Below are 16,173 nucleotides of genomic sequence, written 5' to 3' on the forward strand. Positions count from 1 at the left end.
GGTGATCGGCACCCCGGCGGGAAGCCCCTCCAGCGTCGCCACAAGCGCGGGTCCGTGCGACTCCCCCGCGGTCAGCCAGCGCAACCTGCTCAACGGTGCTCTCCTTTGCGTGTGGGTGGAAAGCAGTGCGGCGTGGTGCGAAGGAACGCGTCCTTCGCACCACGCGACTGCCGTACTGCGGTGGGTCAGTGACGGCGCCTCAGGCCGGCGTAGGCGATGGCCGAGCCCGCGAGGACGATGGCGGCGTCGACGAGCAGCGCGGTGTGGATGCCGCTGAGCGTGGAGCCGGTTGCCGCGATGCGTGCCGTGGCGATGGAGCTGAGTACCGGGATGCCCATGGTGATGCCGACCTGCTGGGTCATGGACGCGAGGCCGGTGGCGAGGCCCTGCTCGCCGTCGGGCAGGCCGGAGGTGGCGGTGACCATGTAGCCGACGATCGCGTTCAGGTGGCCGAAGGCGCCGGCCGAGGAGGCCGCGAGCATGAGTACCAGGGAGCCAGCGCCGCCGTTGCCGACGAGGAAGAGGGCGCCGGTGCCGATGGCCTGGAGGAGCAGGCCGCCGGCGAGGGCGTTGCGGTTGCCGAAGCGGCCGATCGCGCGGGGGGCGACCATGCCGCCGATGAAGGAGGCGATGCCGATGCCGCAGAAGGCGAGACCGGTCTGGAGCGGGGAGTAGCCGAAGACTTCCTGCAGGTAGAGCGTGAGCAGGAAGATGACGGAGCTTTCCATCGTGAAGGTGATGAGGCCCGCGAAGTTGCCCCACTTGACGGACTGGCGCTTCAGTACGCGGACGGGGGCGAGCGGGGCCTCGGCCTTGAGCTCGACCAGCCAGAAGGCGACGAGCAGGGCGGCGGCGACGGCCAGGCTCAGCAGTGCGGTCGGGTCGCCCCAGCCCTGCTGGCCGGCGGTGGTGACGCCGTAGACGAGGGCGAGCAGGCCGCCGGTGACGGTGATGGCGCCGGGGATGTCCAGCTTGGTCCGCACTCCGCGGCTCTCGGGGATGACGCGGGGGGCGGCGAGCAGGATGGCAGCGGCGACGGGGACGTTGATGAAGAAGGCCCAGCGCCAGCTGAGCAGGTCGGTCAGGACGCCGCCGAAGATGGCGCCGACGGTGAAGCCGGCGGAGATCAGAGTGCCGTTGAGGCCGAGGGCCTTGTCGCGGAGCGGGCCTTCGGGGAGGGATGTCGTCAGCAGGGACAGGGCGGCGGGGGTGGCCAGTGCGGAGGCGAGGCCTTGCAGCACGCGGGCGGCGAGCAGTACTTCGGGGGTGGTGGCGAGGCCGCCGATGAGGGAGCCGAGGGCGAGCAGGGCCATGCCGACGAGGAGCATCTTGCGGCGGCCGGCGATGTCGGCGAAGCGGCCGAACAGGAGGGTGAAGCCGGCGGACGGCAGCATCATGGCCGTCGAGATCCACTGGAGGTTGCCCAGGGAGAAGCCGAGGCCGTTGCCGATGTCGGGGAGGGCGATGTTGAGGATGGAGAAGTCGACGGCCAGCATGAACTGGGAGCCGAGCAGGAGCGTGAGCAGGAGTCGCTGACGCGAAGTCATGCGGGGCGCCGGCGGGGCGGCCGGTGCGTCGATGACAGCGGTTGCCATGACGTTCCAATCGTGAGGGCTGGTGGGACGGGTCCGTTCGGGCGAAGCGGGGCTTCGGTGTGCTGCCGCGCGCGGGGCGTCGCGGTACTCAGGGGGTGTCGGGGGCGCTGACGGTGAGTACGGCGTTGGCGGTGATCTGCCGGTCGCGCAGGTCGTTGAGGGCGGTGGCGGTGTGTCGCCAGTCCTCGACGCGGCCGAGGCGCGGGTGCAGTCGGCCTTGTGCGACCTCGTGGACCAGTTCGGCGAGGTCGGCGCCGAACGGCTCGTCGAAGTGCTCGTAGTGGAAGTGGCGTACGGATGCCGAGCGCGGGCCCTTGAAGAAGTCGAAGAAGCTGAGTTCGGCGGGTTGGCGTGAGGCCTGGCCGAACCAGATCATGAGGCCGCGTTCGCGGAGCAGGGCGAGGCTCTGCGGGGTGGAGGTGCCGCCCACGGATTCGAGGACGATGTCGTAGGGCCCGGTGGCGTGGGCGGGGTCGTGGACGACGGTGGCGCCGAACTCGGCGAGGTGTTTGCCGCGTTCGGGGGTGGCGGTGACGGCGGTGACCTCGGCGCCGGCGTGGACGGCGAGTTCGGTGACGTAGTGGCCGACGCCGCCGGAGGCGCCGGTCAGCAGGATGCGGCGGCCGGTGACGGGGCCCGCGACGCGCAGCAGGCGCAGTGCCGTGAGGCCGGCGAGGGGGAGGGCGGCCGCGGTCTCGTAGGACAGGTGGTCGGGGAGGGCGGCGAGGGAGTGGGTGGGGACGGCGGCGTACTGGGCCCAGCCGCCGGCCGGGGGGTGGCCGACGACGCGGGTGCCCGCGGCGGGGCCGGAGCCGTCCGCGGCGGCGCGGACGACGATGCCGGCGATGTCCTTGCCGGGCCTGCCGTGTCCCGGGCGCAGGGGGCCGTGGAGCTGGAAGACCTCGCCGCGGTTGATGGAGAAGGCGCGGACCTCGACGAGGGCTTCGTCGGTGGCCGGCCGCGGCCGGGTGGTCTCGCCGAGTTCGACCATGGACTCGGGCCGCCCGGTCGGCAGCAGTGCGTGCATGGGGCCGTCGTTGTCGGGTGTGGGGGTTCCGGGCATGGCTGACTCCTGTGGTCTCCACGAGTGGTGTGCTGAGGTGTCCGCGCCGTCCACCGTCTGGCCGTCCCTGGGGCCGCGGGGTGCTTGCGGGGCCTGGTGGGTTCGACCGACGTCCTGGGCGGGCGGACGGGATGCGCTGTCCCGGCCGGTGTCTTCGACGGTAGGCACCGGGGTGGGGGCGTTCAAGGCAGGTGCTACCGAGGTGGTCCGGGGATGTGTCGATGGAGACATCGCGTCAGTGAGCAGCTAGCTGCCAGGTCGTGGTGGCGGTGCGTCAGCTAGGTGTCAGTGCGGCTTCGGTGGGGGTGGTGGGCGTCCACAGTGGGCTCGTGCTTCCGCTGTGCCCTTGGGGCCGCGGTCGCGGCGGACACGGTGTGTCGCGCCGCTGTTGTGTTCACGACCCGCCGACACAGAGAGGAATGCGGTGGCAGGTCGCCCACCGCGGACGCCCCCATATGAGTCTCTTCGATCTGGCCGTGAGGTCCACCCATGTTCCTGTTGCTTCTGGTCCCCGGCATCCGCCGTCCGTCGATGCGTTGAGTGTTCCGGCCGTCGAGCACAGCTGGCGGGGGCTGCCCGCGGCGCAGCGGCCGGACTGGCCCGATGAGGCGGCGTTGCGGGGGGTGGTCGCCGAGCTCGGTGTGCTGCCGCCGCTGGTGCTGGCCGCCGAGTGTGATCTGCTGCGGGAGCGTCTGGCGGCGGTCGCCCGTGGTGAGGCGCTGGTGTTGCAGGGCGGTGACTGTGCCGAGGCCTTTCATCAGATCTCGTCCGGGCAGGTGCGGGCGAAGGTCCGTACGTTGCGGCAGATGGCCGCGGTACTTTCGGCGGGTGCCGGAATGCCGGTGGTGACGGTGGGGCGGATGGCGGGGCAGTACGCGAAGCCGCGTTCGCAGGCCGTGGAGGTGCGAGGCGGCGTTTCGTTGCCTTCGTATCGGGGTGACGCGGTCAACGCGGCGGCGTTCACCGCGGTGGCCCGGCGTCCTGATCCGGGGCGGCTGCTTCGTATGTACGGTGCGTCCGCGGCGACGGTGAATCTGGTGCGGGCGCTGGCCGTCGAGGGGTTCGCGGGGGCGCGTGAGGTGGCGGCGTGGAACGCGGACTTCGTGGCGGCGGCGCGGGCGCGGGAGCGGTTCGCGCCGCTGCTGCGTGGTGTGCCGGGTGCCGCGGGGCCGGTGTTCACCAGTCATGAGGCGCTGCTGCTCGACTACGAGGGCGCGCTGATGCGGCCGGGTCCGGACGGGCGCCCGTACGCGCTGTCGGGGCACATGGTGTGGATCGGTGAGCGCACGCGTCAGCTGGGCGGCGCTCATGTGGAGTTCGCGTCCCGGGTGCGTAATCCCGTCGGGGTCAAGCTGGGTCCTGGGGTGTCGGCCGACGAGGTGCTGGCGCTGGCCGACCGGATCGATCCGGAGCGGGAGCCGGGGCGGCTGACGTTCATCTCGCGGATGGGGGCCGGGCGGGTGCGTGAGGTGCTGCCCGCGCTGGTCGACAAGGTGCGGGCGGAGGGGTTGCGGCCGGTGTGGCTGTGCGATCCGATGCACGGCAACACGTTCGCGGCGCCCAGTGGGCACAAGACCCGTAGTTTTGATGCCGTGCTCGATGAGGTCGCGGGGTTCTTCGAGGTGCACCGGGCGCTGGGTACGCGTGCGGGCGGTGTCCATCTGGAGCTGACGGGCGACGATGTCACCGAGTGCGTGGGGGGCGGCGACGGTGTGCTCCTCGAGCAGCTGCACGAGCGGTACGAGAGTACGTGTGATCCGCGGCTGAACCATGCGCAGGCTGTGGAGATGGCGTTCCGTACGGCGGAGTTGCTGGCTGGTTGAGGTGCGGCGAAGGGCCCCGGGGAGTTTCCCCGGGGCCCTTCGTGTGGGTGCTGTCAGTTCTGGGCGTGGAAGCCGGTGCGCCAGGTGGGATGGGCGGGGTGCCAGCCGCGTGAGCGGGCGAGGGTGGCGTCGGCGCCGCGCTCCCAGGGGGCGCCGCCTTCGGTGGGTTCGGGGGCGGGGGCCCGCAGGGCGTCGGCGAGTACGGGGGCCCAGGCACGGGCGGGGGCCGGTTCGTCGTCGACGATGTTGACGGGGCCGTTGGCCCAGTCGAGCGCGGCGAGAGCGGCGCGGGCCGCGTCGTCGACGTGGACGAACGAGGAGATGCCGTCGTTGGCGGGCAGGGCGCCCGCGGTGAGCTTGTCGGCCATGAGGCCGCCGGGTGCGAACCAGGTGCCGGGGCCGTAGAGGGTGCCGTAGCGCAGGACGACGTGGTGGGGGAGTTCGGCGGCGGCGTCCTCCAGGGCGCGGATGCCGCCGATGGTGGTCGCGCGCGGGGCTCCGGCGTGGATGTCGAGCGGGTCCTGTTCGCGGGCCGGCGTGGTGCCCGGCTCGTACGCCCAGGAGATGGACTGGGCGATGATGCGGTCGACTCCCGCGCGCTTGGCGGCGTCGACGAGGTTGCGGGTGCCTTCGATGCGGATGCGTGCGTTGTCGGCGGGGTTTCCGGCGGCGAGGGAGGTCAGCTGGTGCATGACCACGTCGGGGGTGTGCTCGGCGAGTGCGGCGGTGACCGCTTCGGCGTCGAGGGCGTCCAGTCGGTGGGCGTGGGCGCCGAGGGCCCGCAGGTGCTGCGCGCCGTCCGGGGTGCGGGTGGCGCCGATGACGTCGTGCCCGGCTTCGATCAGCAGCGGCAGGAGCCTGCGGCCGATGGCGCCGGTGGCTCCGGCTACGAAGATGCGCATGGGTTCACTTCCTGTGGTTGTGCGGGGTTTCGCCGGTTGAGTGGTGGTGTCGCGGGCCGGTCAGGCGGGGGCGCGGTGGCGGTCGGTGAGCCACAGCAGCAGGGCGAGCGCGGTGAGGGCGCCTCCGGCGGCGCAGACTCCGGCCCAGCCCGCGGCGGTGTACAGGAAGACGCCGAGGGCGCCGCCCAGGGAGCCGCCGAGGAAGTATGCCGTCATGTAGGCGCTGGTGACGCGGGAGCGGATGGAGGCCGGGTAGCCGTACATGCGGGCCTGGTTGAGGACGTGGACGCCCTGGACGCCGATGTCCAGGACGAGGATGCCGGCGATCAGCAGGGCGAGGCCGGCGCCGGCGCCGGCGGTGAGTGCCCAGGCGGCGCCGATGACGAGGAGCAGGGCGCCGGTCGCGCCGTGGGCCACGCCGCGGTCCTGGAGGCGTCCGGCGGGCTGGGCGCAGGCGGCGCCGGCGGCGCCGAGCAGACCGAACAGGCCGATCGTGGCCGCCGAGTAGTGGTAGGGGGCGCCGTTGAGCATGAACGGCAGTGCGGTCCACAGGAGTTGGAAGCAGCAGAAGCCGAGGGCGCCGATGGCCATGCGGCGGCGCAGGAACGGCTCGGATCTGACCAGTGAGCCGACGGACGCGAGGAGTTGGGGATAGCTCGCGCCCCGGGTGGCGGGTATGTCGGGCAGGCGCAGGCGCAGGGCCACGGCGAGGGCGGCTATGACGGCGGCGGCGATGCCGTACACCCAGCGCCAGCCGATGGCCTCGTCGATGACGCCGGCGACGGTGCGGGCGAGCAGGATGCCGAGGAGCAGTCCGGTCATCAGGGTGCCGACGACGCCGCCGCGCTGGTCGTCGCGGGCGAGGGTGGCGGCCGCGGGGATGAGGATGTTGATGGCGGAGCCGGTGATGCCTACGACGGTGAGGACGGTGACGAGGGTGAACGCGTTCGGGGCGAGGGCCGCGGCGAGCAGGGCGAGGGCGTCGATGGCGAGCATGACGGTGACCAGGGTGCGCCGGGCGAGCAGGTCGCCGAGCGGGACGAGCAGGACGAGGCCTGCCGCGTAGCCGAGCTGGTTGAGGGTGACGGCCAGGCCGGCGCCGGAGGTGGTGATGTGCAGGCTGCGGGTGAAGTCGGGCAGCAGCGGCTGCGCGTAGTAGTTGTTGGCCACGATGAGGCCGCAGGCCAGGGCGAGCAGGAGCACCAGGGAGCGGGAGATGCCGGTGCCCGGGGCCGGTGCGGCGGTGCTCGTCGCCACTGGGGGGCCGGGGGTGGGGTGGAGAGTCATGCCGTCACGAACCTCACTGGTGGTGGGCGCGGGGGTGGTCGTTTCGCCGGGCGTTCTCAGACCACGTCGTAGTCGACCGTCAGCTCGTCGCCGGCGGGGACCGACTGGCAGGTCAGGACGTAGTCGTCGGCGCGCTCCTGGTCGGTGAGCGTACGGTTGCGGGCCGTCTCGACGCGTCCGGTGACGACCCGGGCGCGGCAGGTGGCGCAGACGCCGGTGCGGCAGGAGAAGGGGAGTTCGGGCCGGGCCGCCAGTGCGGCGTCGAGGACGGTGGTGCCGGCCGGCGCTGTCACGGTGGTGGCGCGGCCGTCGAGGCGGACGGTGATCCGGTGTCCGCCCGCGGTGGGGGTCGTGGGGGTGGGGGCCGGGGCGGTCGCGGGGTGGGCGAGGAACAGTTCGGTGCGGATCTTCTCGGGGGCCGTGCCGAGGTCGGCCAGGACGCGTGGGGCGGTGTCGACGAGTCCGGGCGGGCCGCACACGAACCACTCGTCGACGGTGGCGGGCCGCAGCAGCCCCGGCAGGAGCCGGTGCAGGGCGGCGGAGGTGAGCCGGCCGGACTCGGGGCCGGCCTGCTGGCTCTCGCGGGAGAGGACGTGGACGTACTGGAGCCGGTGTCCGAAGCGGTCCTTGAGGTCGGCGAGGTCCTCGGTGAACATCGCGGAGGCGGCGGTGCGGTTGCCGTAGATGAGAGTGAAGGCGGAGGCCGGTTCGGTGGCGAGCACGGTCGCGGCCAGGGAGAGGACGGGGGTGATGCCGGAGCCGGCGGCGATCGCCGCGTAGCGCCGGGTGCGGGTGGGGTCGGGTGCGGTGGTGAAGCGGCCCTGGGGGGTGAGGGCGTGCAGGGTGTCGCCGGGGGCGAGGCGCCGGGTCGCGTAGGTGGAGAAGGTGCCGCCGTCGACGGCGCGGACGCCGATGCGCAGCACGCCGTGCCGGGTCAGCTCCTGCGGGGTGGAGCACAGCGAGTAGGAGCGGCGGACGGCGGCGCCGAGGGCGGCGGAGCGGACCGTGAGGTACTGGCCGGGCAGGAACGTGAACGCGGCGCGCAGTGCGGCGGGCACGGTGAGGGTGAGGGCGGCGGCGCTGCCGTCGGCCGCGGCCGCTTCGACGGCGGTGACCGTGAGGGGGTGGAAGCGGGTGCGGGAGGGGGCCGGGGCGGAGGGGAGCACCTCCTTGGCGGGGGCCGTCGGCTGGACGGTCATCAGTGCTCCTTGAAGTGGTCGAACGGTTCGCCGCAGCGGGTGCAGCGCCACAGGGACTTGCAGGCGGTGGAGCCGAAGCGGGCGAGCTGTTCGGCGGCGCCGCCGCAGCGGGGGCAGTCGGGGGCGGCGGCGGGCCGGGCCGTGACGGTCAGGGGCAGCAGGCGGGTGCCGGTGGGGGCGGCGGCCGCCGGTTCGGGGGTGTCGCCGGGCGGGGCGATGCCGGCGGCGGCGAGTTTGGCGCGGGCGCCGGCGCCGATCCAGCGGGTGCTCCAGGCGGGGCTCCACACCGTGTCGACGCGGATGTCGCCCGCGCCGGCGCTCCGGGCCGCGCGGTGGATGTCGGAGCGGATGGTGTCCATGGCCGGGCAGCCGACGTAGGTGGGGGTGATGGTGACGGCGGTGGTGCCGTCGTCGTCCACGGACACCTCGCGCAGGATGCCGAGCTCGGCGATGGTCACCACGCGGATCTCCGGGTCGCGGACGGCCGCGACGGCGGCGCGGATCTCTTCGGCGCTCACCAGCGGGCCCCCGGGTGTGCGCGGTGCAACCCCTGCATCTGCGTGATGAACGGTCCGAACGCCTCGGTGTGCAGGCCGTCGCGGCCGCCGGTGGGGGCCCAGCCGTCCTCGGGTGCGGTGAGGTTCGCCTCGCCGAGCACGGCGGTGATCCGCTCGCGCCAGGGTGCGCGCAGGGTGGCGGGGTCGACGCCGGTGCCGTCGGCGGCGGCGCGGGCGGCCACCGCGTCGGAGGTGAACAGTTCGTGGGTGTAGGGCCACAGGTCGTCCAGGGCGCGGCGCATCCGGCGGTGGGACTCTTCGGTGCCGTCGCCGAGCCGTACGGTCCAGGTGGTGGCGTGGTCGACGTGGTAGGCGGTCTCCTTGGCGGACTTGACGGCGAGGGCGGCCAGGACGGGGTCGGTGCTGTCGGCGAGCCGGCGGTACAGGAGGTCCTGGTAGACGCCGAAGAGCAGCAGTCTGGTGACGGCCGCGGCGAAGTCGGTGTCGGCCACTTCGACGAGCTGGACGTTGGTGAACTCCCGGTCGTCGCGCAGGAACGCCAGGGCGTCCTCGTCGCGGCCGCGTCCTTCGAGGCGGCCGGCGTGGTCGAGCAGGGCGCGGGCCTGGCCGAGCAGGTCGAGCGCGATGTTGGCCAGGGCCACGTCCTCTTCGAGTTGCGGGGCGCGGGTGGCCCACCAGCACAGGCGCTGGGCGGCCACCAGGGCGTCGTCGCCGAGCCGCAGGACGTAGCGGAACGAGGCGGGTACGGCGCCGGTCTGTACGACGTCGTCGGCTACGGGGTCGTTCGTTACGGGGTCGTTGGCTACAGGGTCGTTGGCTACGACGCCGTTCGCTACGAGGCCGGTGTTCACAGGTGTTCCACCCCTTCGGGGAGTTCGAAGAAGGTGGGGTGGCGGTAGGTCTTGTCGGCGGCCGGGTCGAAGAAGGGGTCGCGTTCGTCGGGGCTGGTGGCGGTGATCGCGGTCGCGGGCACCACCCACAGGGAGATGCCTTCGCCGCGCCGCGTGTACAGGTCGCGGGCGTTGCGCAGGGCCAGTACCTCGTCGGGGGCGTGCAGGCTGCCCGCGTGGATGTGGGCGAGGCCCCGGCGGGAGCGGACGAAGACCTCCCACAGCGGCCACGGGGCGGTGTCCGGGGTGCTCATGCGGCGGGTACCTCCGTCTGTGCGGCACGGGCGCGGCGTCTGGCGGCGTGGGCGGCGGCGGCTTCGCGTACCCAGGCGCCTTCCGCGTGGGCGCGGCGGCGGTGGGCGATGCGCTGCCGGTTGGCGGGGCCGTCGCCCTTGATGACGCGGCGCAGTTCGTCGTAGTCGGGTTCGGTGAAGTCGTAGTGGCCGCGCTCCTCGTTCCAGCGCAGGTCCGGGTCGGGCGGGCGCAGGCCGAGCGCCTCGGCCTGGGGGACGCAGATGTCGACGAAGCGCTGGCGCAGTTCGTCGTTGGTGAACCGTTTGATGCGCCAGCGCATCGAGGCCTCGGTGTGGACGGACTCGCGGGTGGGCGGCCCGAACATGGCGAGGGCCGGATACCACCAGCGGTCGACGGCGTCCTGGGCCATGGCGCGCTGGGCGTCGGTGCCGTGGGTGAGGGCCCACAGCGCGTCGAAGCCCTGGCGGTGGTGGAAGGACTCCTCCTTGCACACGCGGACCATGGCGCGGGCGTAGGGCCCGTAGGAGGAGCGGCACAGCGGGACCTGGTTGACGATGGCCGCGCCGTCGGTGAGCCAGGCGAGGGCGCCGGTGTCGGCCCAGGTCAGGGTCGGGTAGTTGATGAACGACAGGTATTTCTGGCGTCCGGCGTCGAGGTCGTCGAGGAACCGCGCGCGGTCCACGCCGAGGGTCTCGGCGGCCGCGTACAGGTACAGGCCGTGCCCGGCCTCGTCCTGGACCTTGGCGAGCAGGATCGCCTTGCGTCGCAGCGAGGGGGCGCGGCTGATCCATTGGGCCTCCGGCTGCATGCCGACGACCTCGGAGTTGGCGTGCTGGGCGAGTTGGCGCAGCAGGGTCGCCCGGTAGCCCTCGGGCATCCAGTCGCGCGGTTCGATCTTCTGGTCGGCGGCGATCAGCGCCTCGAACCGGGCGTTCAGTTCGTGTGTGTCCTCGGGCGCCGGCTGTTGCTGTCGCCGTGCCGGGCGTGGTGCGGCGTGGTGCCCGGCCGCCTCGATCTCCTGCACGAGTTCCTCGTGCCCGGGCGGCTCGGGCGCCGGGAAGTCGTTGTCTGCCACCTGTCCCACCAGCGGTCTCCTTGGGTGCGGGTGTCAGCACCGTAGGGCGGCGCGGGGCCGGGCCCGGCGGGTGGGGACAGCAACCTGCCGTGCCCGTGCCGGGCGGTGTCAGCAAGGTGTCACGGCGCCGGGTGCGAGGCGCCGCGCGCACCAGAGTGGGCCGCCGTCAGGACAGCGAGGTGAGAGGGGCGGCATTTCGTGAGCAGCAGGTATGGCTTCTACATAGGCTTGATGTTCGAGCGGGCGGCGGCACGTCACCCGCATGCGCCGGTGGTGCTGGATGCGCCGCTGCAGCTGGCTCCGCAGGACGGTACGCAGCTGACGCTACGTCAAGTGGCGTTGCATGTGCGGACGTTGTCGGCCCGGCTGAAGGCGGCCGGGGTGCGTGGCGGGGACCGGGTCGCCGTCCACAAGACCAACAACTTCGACATCGCGCTTCTCGCGGCGGCGATCCAGCGCATCGGCGCGGTGCCCGCGCTGCTGTCGCCGATGCTGGACGGAGAGACGGTCACCCGGTTGCTGGGCCGGCTCGGCACGCCGTGGCTGGTCAGCGACGCGGACAAGCTGCGCGAGTCCGGCGTCGAGCCGTCCGCCGCCCGCCGGGTGCTGCTGAGCGCAGGTGAGCGGCTGCCCGGCACCGAGCTGCTGGCCGACCACGCGGCCGCGCCGGTGCCCGATCCCTCGGTGCCCGGGCGTCGCGCGCCGGCGCTGATCACCCACACGTCGGGCACCACGGGGCTGCCGAAGCTGGTGGTGCAGACCGCGGACGCGCTGTGGCACCGGGTGCGGCTGCAGAAGCTGGTCGCCTCGCGCATCTACGCCAAGGAGTCCGTCGCGCTGTGCATGAGCTTCGTGCACGCCCGCTTCTACACCGCGGTGGAGCTCGCGGTGGCGCACGGCAATCCGCTGCTGGTGGCCGTCGACCCGGACCCCGCCACCGTGGGCCCGCTCTTCGCCGCGTACCGGCCCGGGGTGCTGGAGACCCAGCCCAACACGTTCGTGGACTGGGAGGTGCTGGCCGACGCTCCCGGGGACCCGCTGGCCGATGTGCGGATCTTCGCGGCGACGTTCGACGCCATGCATCCGCGGACCGTGCAGACGCTGCTCGGCGCCTCGCGGCGCGCCAAGCCCCGCTTCATCCAGCTGTACGGGCAGACCGAGACCGGGCCGGTTGCCGGTTCGTCCGTCACCCTGCGCACCGCCGTCAAGGCGGGCGGGCGCAGTGTCGGGCGGCCGCTGCCGGGGGTGATCCGGATGCGGGTCACCGACGCGGCGGGGCGCCGGGTCAAGCGCGGTGTCGACGGCCATGTCGAGGTGCGCAGCCGTACCCGCGCCCTCACCTATCTCGGGGAGGACGAGCGCTTCCGCGCCCAGCTCAACGGCGGCTGGTGGCGGATGGGCGATCTGGGGCACCGGGACGCGCTGGGCCGGCTGCATCTGCTGGACCGGGCGGTCGACCACATCGAGTCCGTCGGCTCCAGCCTCGACCTGGAGGACCGGCTGATGGAGCGCCTGCCGGAGCTGCGCGAGGTGGTCGTCGTCGCGGGCGCGGACGGCTCGGCGGTACCGGTGGTGTGCACCCGCGACGACGCGCCGCTGGCGCCCGGACGCTGGGAGGCGGCCACCGCGGGGCTGCCCGGGCTCGCCCCGGTGCGCCAGCTGCCCTACGGGACCCTGCCGCGCACCGCGACGGAGAAGGTCCGCCGCGCGGAGCTGGTCCGCCTGCTCGCGGAGGGCGTCCATGGCTGAGGCGGCGCTCGCACCGGTCCCGGTGTCGGAGCTGGAGCGGCGGCTGGGCATCGAGGTGACCTCGGCGGCGCCCGGCCGCGTCGAGGGGAGCATGCCGGTCGACGGCAACCGGCAGCCGTTCGGGATGCTGCACGGCGGCGCCTCGTGCGTGCTCGCCGAGACCCTCGCGTCGGTCGGCGCCTGCCTGCACTTCGCGCCGGGCGCGGCGGCCGGTACGGAGCTGAGCGCCACGCATCTGCGGCCCGTCACGGGCGGCCGGGTCACCGGTGTCGCCACCGCCCTGCGCCTGGGCCGTACCCAGGCGACGTACTCCATCGACGTCACCGACGAGCGGGGGCGCCTGGTCTGTGTCGCGCGCCTGACGTGTGTGGCGACCGCCGGTCCATCCGCGGGCCACTGAGCCCTGTCCCCTACGGCCGCCCCGGGCGGCCGCCGGAGGAGCCCATGCAGCCACTGTCCCCGCCCTCTCCCCCGCTTTCCCCGTCACCGCCGGCGCCGGCCGCGGATGCGGCCGGTGCGCCGCTCTCCGCGTCCGCGTACCGCGACACGTTCGCCCGCGACAGCCTGCCGCCGGCCGCCGAATGGCCCGCGTTCCGCTTCGACCTGCCCGAGGTGCGCTATCCGCGGCGGCTCAACTGCGCCGCCGAGCTGCTCGACGCGGCCGTCGCCGACGGTGCGGGCGAGCGGCCCTGTCTGACCGATGCCGCCGGCGCCACCTGGAGCTACGCGCAGACCCTGGACCTGGTGGCCCGTATCGGCACCGTCCTCGTCCGGGACCTGGGACTCGTCCCCGGCAACCGCGTGCTGCTGCGCGGACCCAACTCCCCTTGGCTCGCCGCCTGTTGGCTGGCCGTGCTGCGGGTGGGCGGGATCGCGGTGAGCACCGTGCCGATGCTGCGCGCGGGTGAGCTGGGCGACCTCGCGCGCCGCGCCCGGATCCGGTTCTCCCTGTGCGACGAGCGGTACGCCGACGCGCTCACCGCCGCCGCCACGGGCCGGCCGGTGCTGACCTACCGGCCCGGCGACGGTGGTGAGCTGGGCCGCAGGGCCGAGGGCGCCGACCCGGCGCCGGTGCTGCGCACCGCCGCCGACGACGTGGCCCTGATCGCCTTCACCTCGGGCACCAGCGGCGAGCCCAAGGCCACCGCCCACTTCCACCGTGACGTCCTGGCGATCGCGGACACCTTCTCCCGGCAGGTGCTGCGCCCGCGCCCCGACGACGTGTTCGCGGGCAGCCCGCCGCTGGCCTTCACCTTCGGTCTGGGCGGCCTGGTCGTCTTCCCGCTGCGGGCCCGGGCCCGGGCCGTACTGCTGGAGGACGCGGGCCCGCGGGCGCTGTTCGCGGCCGTCCGCCCCCTCGGGGTGAGCGTGCTGTTCACCGCGCCGACCGCGTACCGCGCCGTCCTGCCCGAGCTGGGCCGCTACGACCTGGCGGGCCTGCGGCTGTGCGTCTCGGCGGGCGAGGCGCTCGGCGAGCGGACCTGGCGCGACTTCCATGCCGCGACCGGGCTGCGCATCGTCGACGGCCTCGGCTCCACCGAGATGCTGCACGTGTTCATCGCGGCGGCCGGCCACGACATCCGGCCCGGCTCGACCGGCCGGGTGGTGCCCGGGTTCCGGGCCCGGATCGTCGACGACGACGGCCGCGACGTGCCCGACGGGGTGCCGGGGCGGCTCGCCGTGCAGGGGCCGACCGGCTGCCGCTACCTCGCCGACCCGCGCCAGCGCCGTCAGGTGCGGGACGGCTGGAACCTCACCGGTGACGTCTACGTCCGCGACGGCGACGGCTACTTCTGGTACCAGGCCCGCGCCGACGACATGATCGTCTCCGCCGGCTACAACATCGCGGCGCCCGAGGTCGAACAGGCCCTGCTGCGCCATCCGGCCGTCGCCGAGTGCGGGGTGGTCGGCGCGCCCGATCCCGCCCGCGGCACCGTCGTCAAGGCGTTCGTGCGGACCGCGCCGGGCGCCTGCCCGGGACCCGCGCTCGCCCGCGAACTCCAGGACTTCGCCAAGCGGGAGATCGCGCCCTACAAGTACCCGCGGCAGATCGAGTTCGTCACCGAACTGCCCTACAGCAGCACCGGGAAGCTGCGCCGCGCCGCGCTGCGTACCGGCGCCCCGGCCCGGGCCACCCCGCCCGTGACGTCCACCGCGTGACCATCCACCACCCGAGGGGAAACCACATGATCAACAGGAGGCGCCTGCTCGGCGGCGGAGCCACGGCCGTGGCGACCGCGGCCGGTCTCACCGGCGCGGGGGCCGCCGCCGTGCAGGCCCGCACCCCGCGCGCCGGCGGCAGCGGCCGCACCAAGTGGGAGCAGCTGGGCAAGGCGGTCCGCGGCGACGTGGTCCTGCCCGGCGACGCACCGTACGCCCGTGCCAGGCAGCTGGCGTCGGCCCAGTTCGACCACGTCGCGCCGCAGGGCGTGGTGTACTGCGAGACCTCCGCCGACGTGGCGGCCACCCTCGCCTTCGCCCAGCACCACGGGCTGGCCTCAGCGGTGCGCAGCGGCGGGCACAGCTTCACCGGCTGGTCGACGTCCGAGGGCGTCGTCATCGACCTGTCCCGGATGGACCGGGTGCGGGTGACGGGCCCGACGGTGCGGATCGGGCCGGGGGCTCAGGCGGTCGACGTGCTCGGCGCGCTGGCCCCGCACGGCCTGGGGGTGCCCGCCGGGTTCTGTCCGACGGTGTGTCCCGGCGGCTTCGTGACCGGCGGCGGGATGGGCTGGCAGTTCCGCAAGTACGGTCCCGCCAGCGACCGTCTCGTCTCGGCCCGCGTGGTCCTCGCCGACGGCCGCACGGTGACCGCGTCGCGGACCGACCACCCCGATCTGCTGTGGGCGCTGCGCGGCGGAGGCGGCGGCAACTTCGGCGTCGTCACCGACTTCGAACTCGCGCCCACGCGCGAGCCGCACGTGGTGACCTTCGACCTGACCTGGCCGTGGGAGCAGGCGGAGCGGGTGCTCGGCGCGTGGCAGCAGTGGGCGCACACCGCGCCCGCGCACCTCGCGCCGCGGGCCGGGGCGCTGTTGCAGGACGCGAGGCCGGGCGCGGTGCCCGTCGTGCTGGTCTCCGGCGCGCACTTCGGCGAGCGATCCGAACTGGACGCGCTGCTCGCGCAGTTGTACGCCGCCGCGGGCAGCCGGCCGGTCACCGAGGTGGTCGCCGACCGGGCCTACGACAAGGCGATGATGCGGCTGTTCGGCTGCGAGAACGACGCGCTCGACCAGTGCCACGTCACCGGCAGCAATCCGGAGGCGCTGTTGCCGCGCACCACGTGGATCAAGCACCGCAGCCGGATGTTCGCCCGGACCGTTCCGGCAGACGGCATCGCGGACATGCTGGCGGCCTTCGACCGGGACCGGCGGGCAGGGCAGTACCGCTACCTCGGGGTGCTCTCGCTCGGCGGCAACGCCAATGACGTGGCGCCGGGCGACACCGCCTACGTCCACCGCGACGCGGAGCTGTTCGCGGTCTTCTCGGTCGGCCTGGGCACGCCGGTGCCGCCGGGCGAGGAGCTGGCCGCGGCGCTCGCCTGGTCCGACGGCGCGTTCGCGGCGATGGACCCGTACTCCAACGGCCGTACGTACGTGAACTATCCGGACCCGGGCCTGGCCGACTGGGCCGACGCGTACTACGGCGGCAATCTGCCGCGGCTGCGGCGCGTGAAGCGGGCCGTGGACCCGCACGGGTTCTTCCGCTTCCCGCACGCCATCGGAGCCGAGACCGCGCACCCGGCGGGATTCGGAGATCCCGAGCCGCTCCATGATCTGCTTGGCGCGGACCTTGCCCACGCCCGGCAGGGACTCCA

At 73.8% G+C, this 16,173-nt stretch carries 14 protein-coding genes and 1 pseudogene; 5 read left to right on the top strand and 10 right to left on the bottom strand.

The genetic code is table 11. The annotated features are described in order from the left end of the window. The 3 genes from ABZY33_RS34295 to ABZY33_RS34305 form a co-directional block, all read right to left on the bottom strand. The coding region (locus ABZY33_RS34295; protein WP_351336173.1) for a chorismate synthase at positions 1–93 on the bottom strand (93 nt) is incomplete at its 3' end. A gap of 92 nt (positions 94–185) precedes the next feature. Beyond that, positions 186–1,595: an MFS transporter gene (locus tag ABZY33_RS34300; protein WP_356495632.1), complete on the bottom strand. Its 1,410-nt coding sequence runs from the start codon at positions 1,593–1,595 to the stop codon at positions 186–188. Between the two features lie 88 nt (positions 1,596–1,683). Next, entirely contained in the window at positions 1,684–2,622 is a 939-nt protein-coding gene (locus tag ABZY33_RS34305; protein WP_356495643.1) for a zinc-binding dehydrogenase, read from the bottom strand. Positions 2,623–3,194: 572 nt separating this feature from the next. On the opposite strand from ABZY33_RS34305, the gene ABZY33_RS34310 reads away from it, so the two are divergent. Continuing rightward, on the top strand, positions 3,195–4,481 hold the full coding sequence (locus tag ABZY33_RS34310; RefSeq protein WP_356495633.1) for a 3-deoxy-7-phosphoheptulonate synthase class II: 1,287 nt from the start codon (positions 3,195–3,197) through the stop codon (positions 4,479–4,481). 53 nt (positions 4,482–4,534) lie between these two features. On the opposite strand, the gene ABZY33_RS34315 is transcribed toward ABZY33_RS34310, so the two are convergent. From ABZY33_RS34315 to paaA, 7 genes are read right to left on the bottom strand one after another with little or no spacing between them, the layout of a single operon-like run. Beyond that, the gene (locus tag ABZY33_RS34315; protein ID WP_356495634.1) at positions 4,535–5,383 is read right to left on the bottom strand and encodes an NAD(P)-dependent oxidoreductase; all 849 of its coding nucleotides are present in this window, start codon (positions 5,381–5,383) and stop codon (positions 4,535–4,537) included. A gap of 60 nt (positions 5,384–5,443) precedes the next feature. Next, a complete protein-coding gene (locus tag ABZY33_RS34320; protein ID WP_356495635.1) occupies positions 5,444–6,670 on the bottom strand; it encodes an MFS transporter in 1,227 nt (408 codons plus the stop codon). Between the two features lie 56 nt (positions 6,671–6,726). Beyond that, positions 6,727–7,869, bottom strand: a complete 1,143-nt coding sequence (locus tag ABZY33_RS34325) for a 2Fe-2S iron-sulfur cluster-binding protein (RefSeq protein WP_356495636.1) — start codon at positions 7,867–7,869, stop codon at positions 6,727–6,729. Further along, the gene (paaD, locus tag ABZY33_RS34330) at positions 7,869–8,387 is read right to left on the bottom strand and encodes a 1,2-phenylacetyl-CoA epoxidase subunit PaaD (RefSeq protein ID WP_356495637.1); all 519 of its coding nucleotides are present in this window, start codon (positions 8,385–8,387) and stop codon (positions 7,869–7,871) included. Before paaD ends, ABZY33_RS34325 begins: the two co-directional genes overlap by 1 nt. Next, positions 8,384–9,238, bottom strand: coding sequence for a 1,2-phenylacetyl-CoA epoxidase subunit PaaC (paaC, locus tag ABZY33_RS34335; protein WP_356495638.1), 855 nt, complete (start codon positions 9,236–9,238; stop codon positions 8,384–8,386). Before paaC ends, paaD begins: the two co-directional genes overlap by 4 nt. Continuing rightward, positions 9,235–9,531: a 1,2-phenylacetyl-CoA epoxidase subunit PaaB gene (gene paaB, locus ABZY33_RS34340; RefSeq protein ID WP_356495639.1), complete on the bottom strand. Its 297-nt coding sequence runs from the start codon at positions 9,529–9,531 to the stop codon at positions 9,235–9,237. The genes paaC and paaB overlap by 4 nt, the downstream gene beginning before the upstream one ends. Continuing rightward, entirely contained in the window at positions 9,528–10,469 is a 942-nt protein-coding gene (gene paaA / locus ABZY33_RS34345; protein WP_356495644.1) for a 1,2-phenylacetyl-CoA epoxidase subunit PaaA, read from the bottom strand. Before paaA ends, paaB begins: the two co-directional genes overlap by 4 nt. 336 nt (positions 10,470–10,805) lie before the next feature. Here paaA and ABZY33_RS34350 point away from each other — a divergent pair, with 336 nt between their 5' ends. The 4 genes and pseudogenes from ABZY33_RS34350 to ABZY33_RS34365 form a co-directional block, all read left to right on the top strand. Beyond that, positions 10,806–12,356, top strand: coding sequence for a class I adenylate-forming enzyme family protein (locus tag ABZY33_RS34350; RefSeq protein ID WP_356495640.1), 1,551 nt, complete (start codon positions 10,806–10,808; stop codon positions 12,354–12,356). Beyond that, a complete protein-coding gene (locus ABZY33_RS34355) occupies positions 12,349–12,756 on the top strand; it encodes a PaaI family thioesterase (RefSeq protein ID WP_356495641.1) in 408 nt (135 codons plus the stop codon). Before ABZY33_RS34350 ends, ABZY33_RS34355 begins: the two co-directional genes overlap by 8 nt. A gap of 44 nt (positions 12,757–12,800) precedes the next feature. Then, positions 12,801–14,516, top strand: a complete 1,716-nt coding sequence (locus tag ABZY33_RS34360) for an AMP-binding protein (protein WP_356495642.1) — start codon at positions 12,801–12,803, stop codon at positions 14,514–14,516. A 26-nt stretch (positions 14,517–14,542) separates the two neighbouring features. Then, a pseudogene (locus ABZY33_RS34365) lies at positions 14,543–16,018 on the top strand (FAD-binding protein); the annotation flags it as partial. Positions 16,019–16,173: the final 155 nt, after the last annotated feature.

It is taken from the genome of Streptomyces sp. NPDC006552 (genome assembly GCF_040611655.1).
Classification (GTDB): Bacteria; Actinomycetota; Actinomycetes; order Streptomycetales; family Streptomycetaceae; genus Streptomyces.

Coding starts and splice junctions, on each gene's coding strand:
- ABZY33_RS34305 (WP_356495643.1), bottom strand. CDS start 2,622: ATGCACGCACTGCTGCCGACCGGGCGGCCCGAGTCCATGGTCGAACTC.
- ABZY33_RS34360 (WP_356495642.1), top strand. CDS start 12,801: ATGCAGCCACTGTCCCCGCCCTCTCCCCCGCTTTCCCCGTCACCGCCG.
- paaB (WP_356495639.1), bottom strand. CDS start 9,531: ATGAGCACCCCGGACACCGCCCCGTGGCCGCTGTGGGAGGTCTTCGTC.
- ABZY33_RS34325 (WP_356495636.1), bottom strand. CDS start 7,869: ATGACCGTCCAGCCGACGGCCCCCGCCAAGGAGGTGCTCCCCTCCGCC.
- ABZY33_RS34300 (WP_356495632.1), bottom strand. CDS start 1,595: ATGGCAACCGCTGTCATCGACGCACCGGCCGCCCCGCCGGCGCCCCGC.
- ABZY33_RS34320 (WP_356495635.1), bottom strand. CDS start 6,670: ATGACTCTCCACCCCACCCCCGGCCCCCCAGTGGCGACGAGCACCGCC.
- ABZY33_RS34315 (WP_356495634.1), bottom strand. CDS start 5,383: ATGCGCATCTTCGTAGCCGGAGCCACCGGCGCCATCGGCCGCAGGCTC.
- ABZY33_RS34355 (WP_356495641.1), top strand. CDS start 12,349: ATGGCTGAGGCGGCGCTCGCACCGGTCCCGGTGTCGGAGCTGGAGCGG.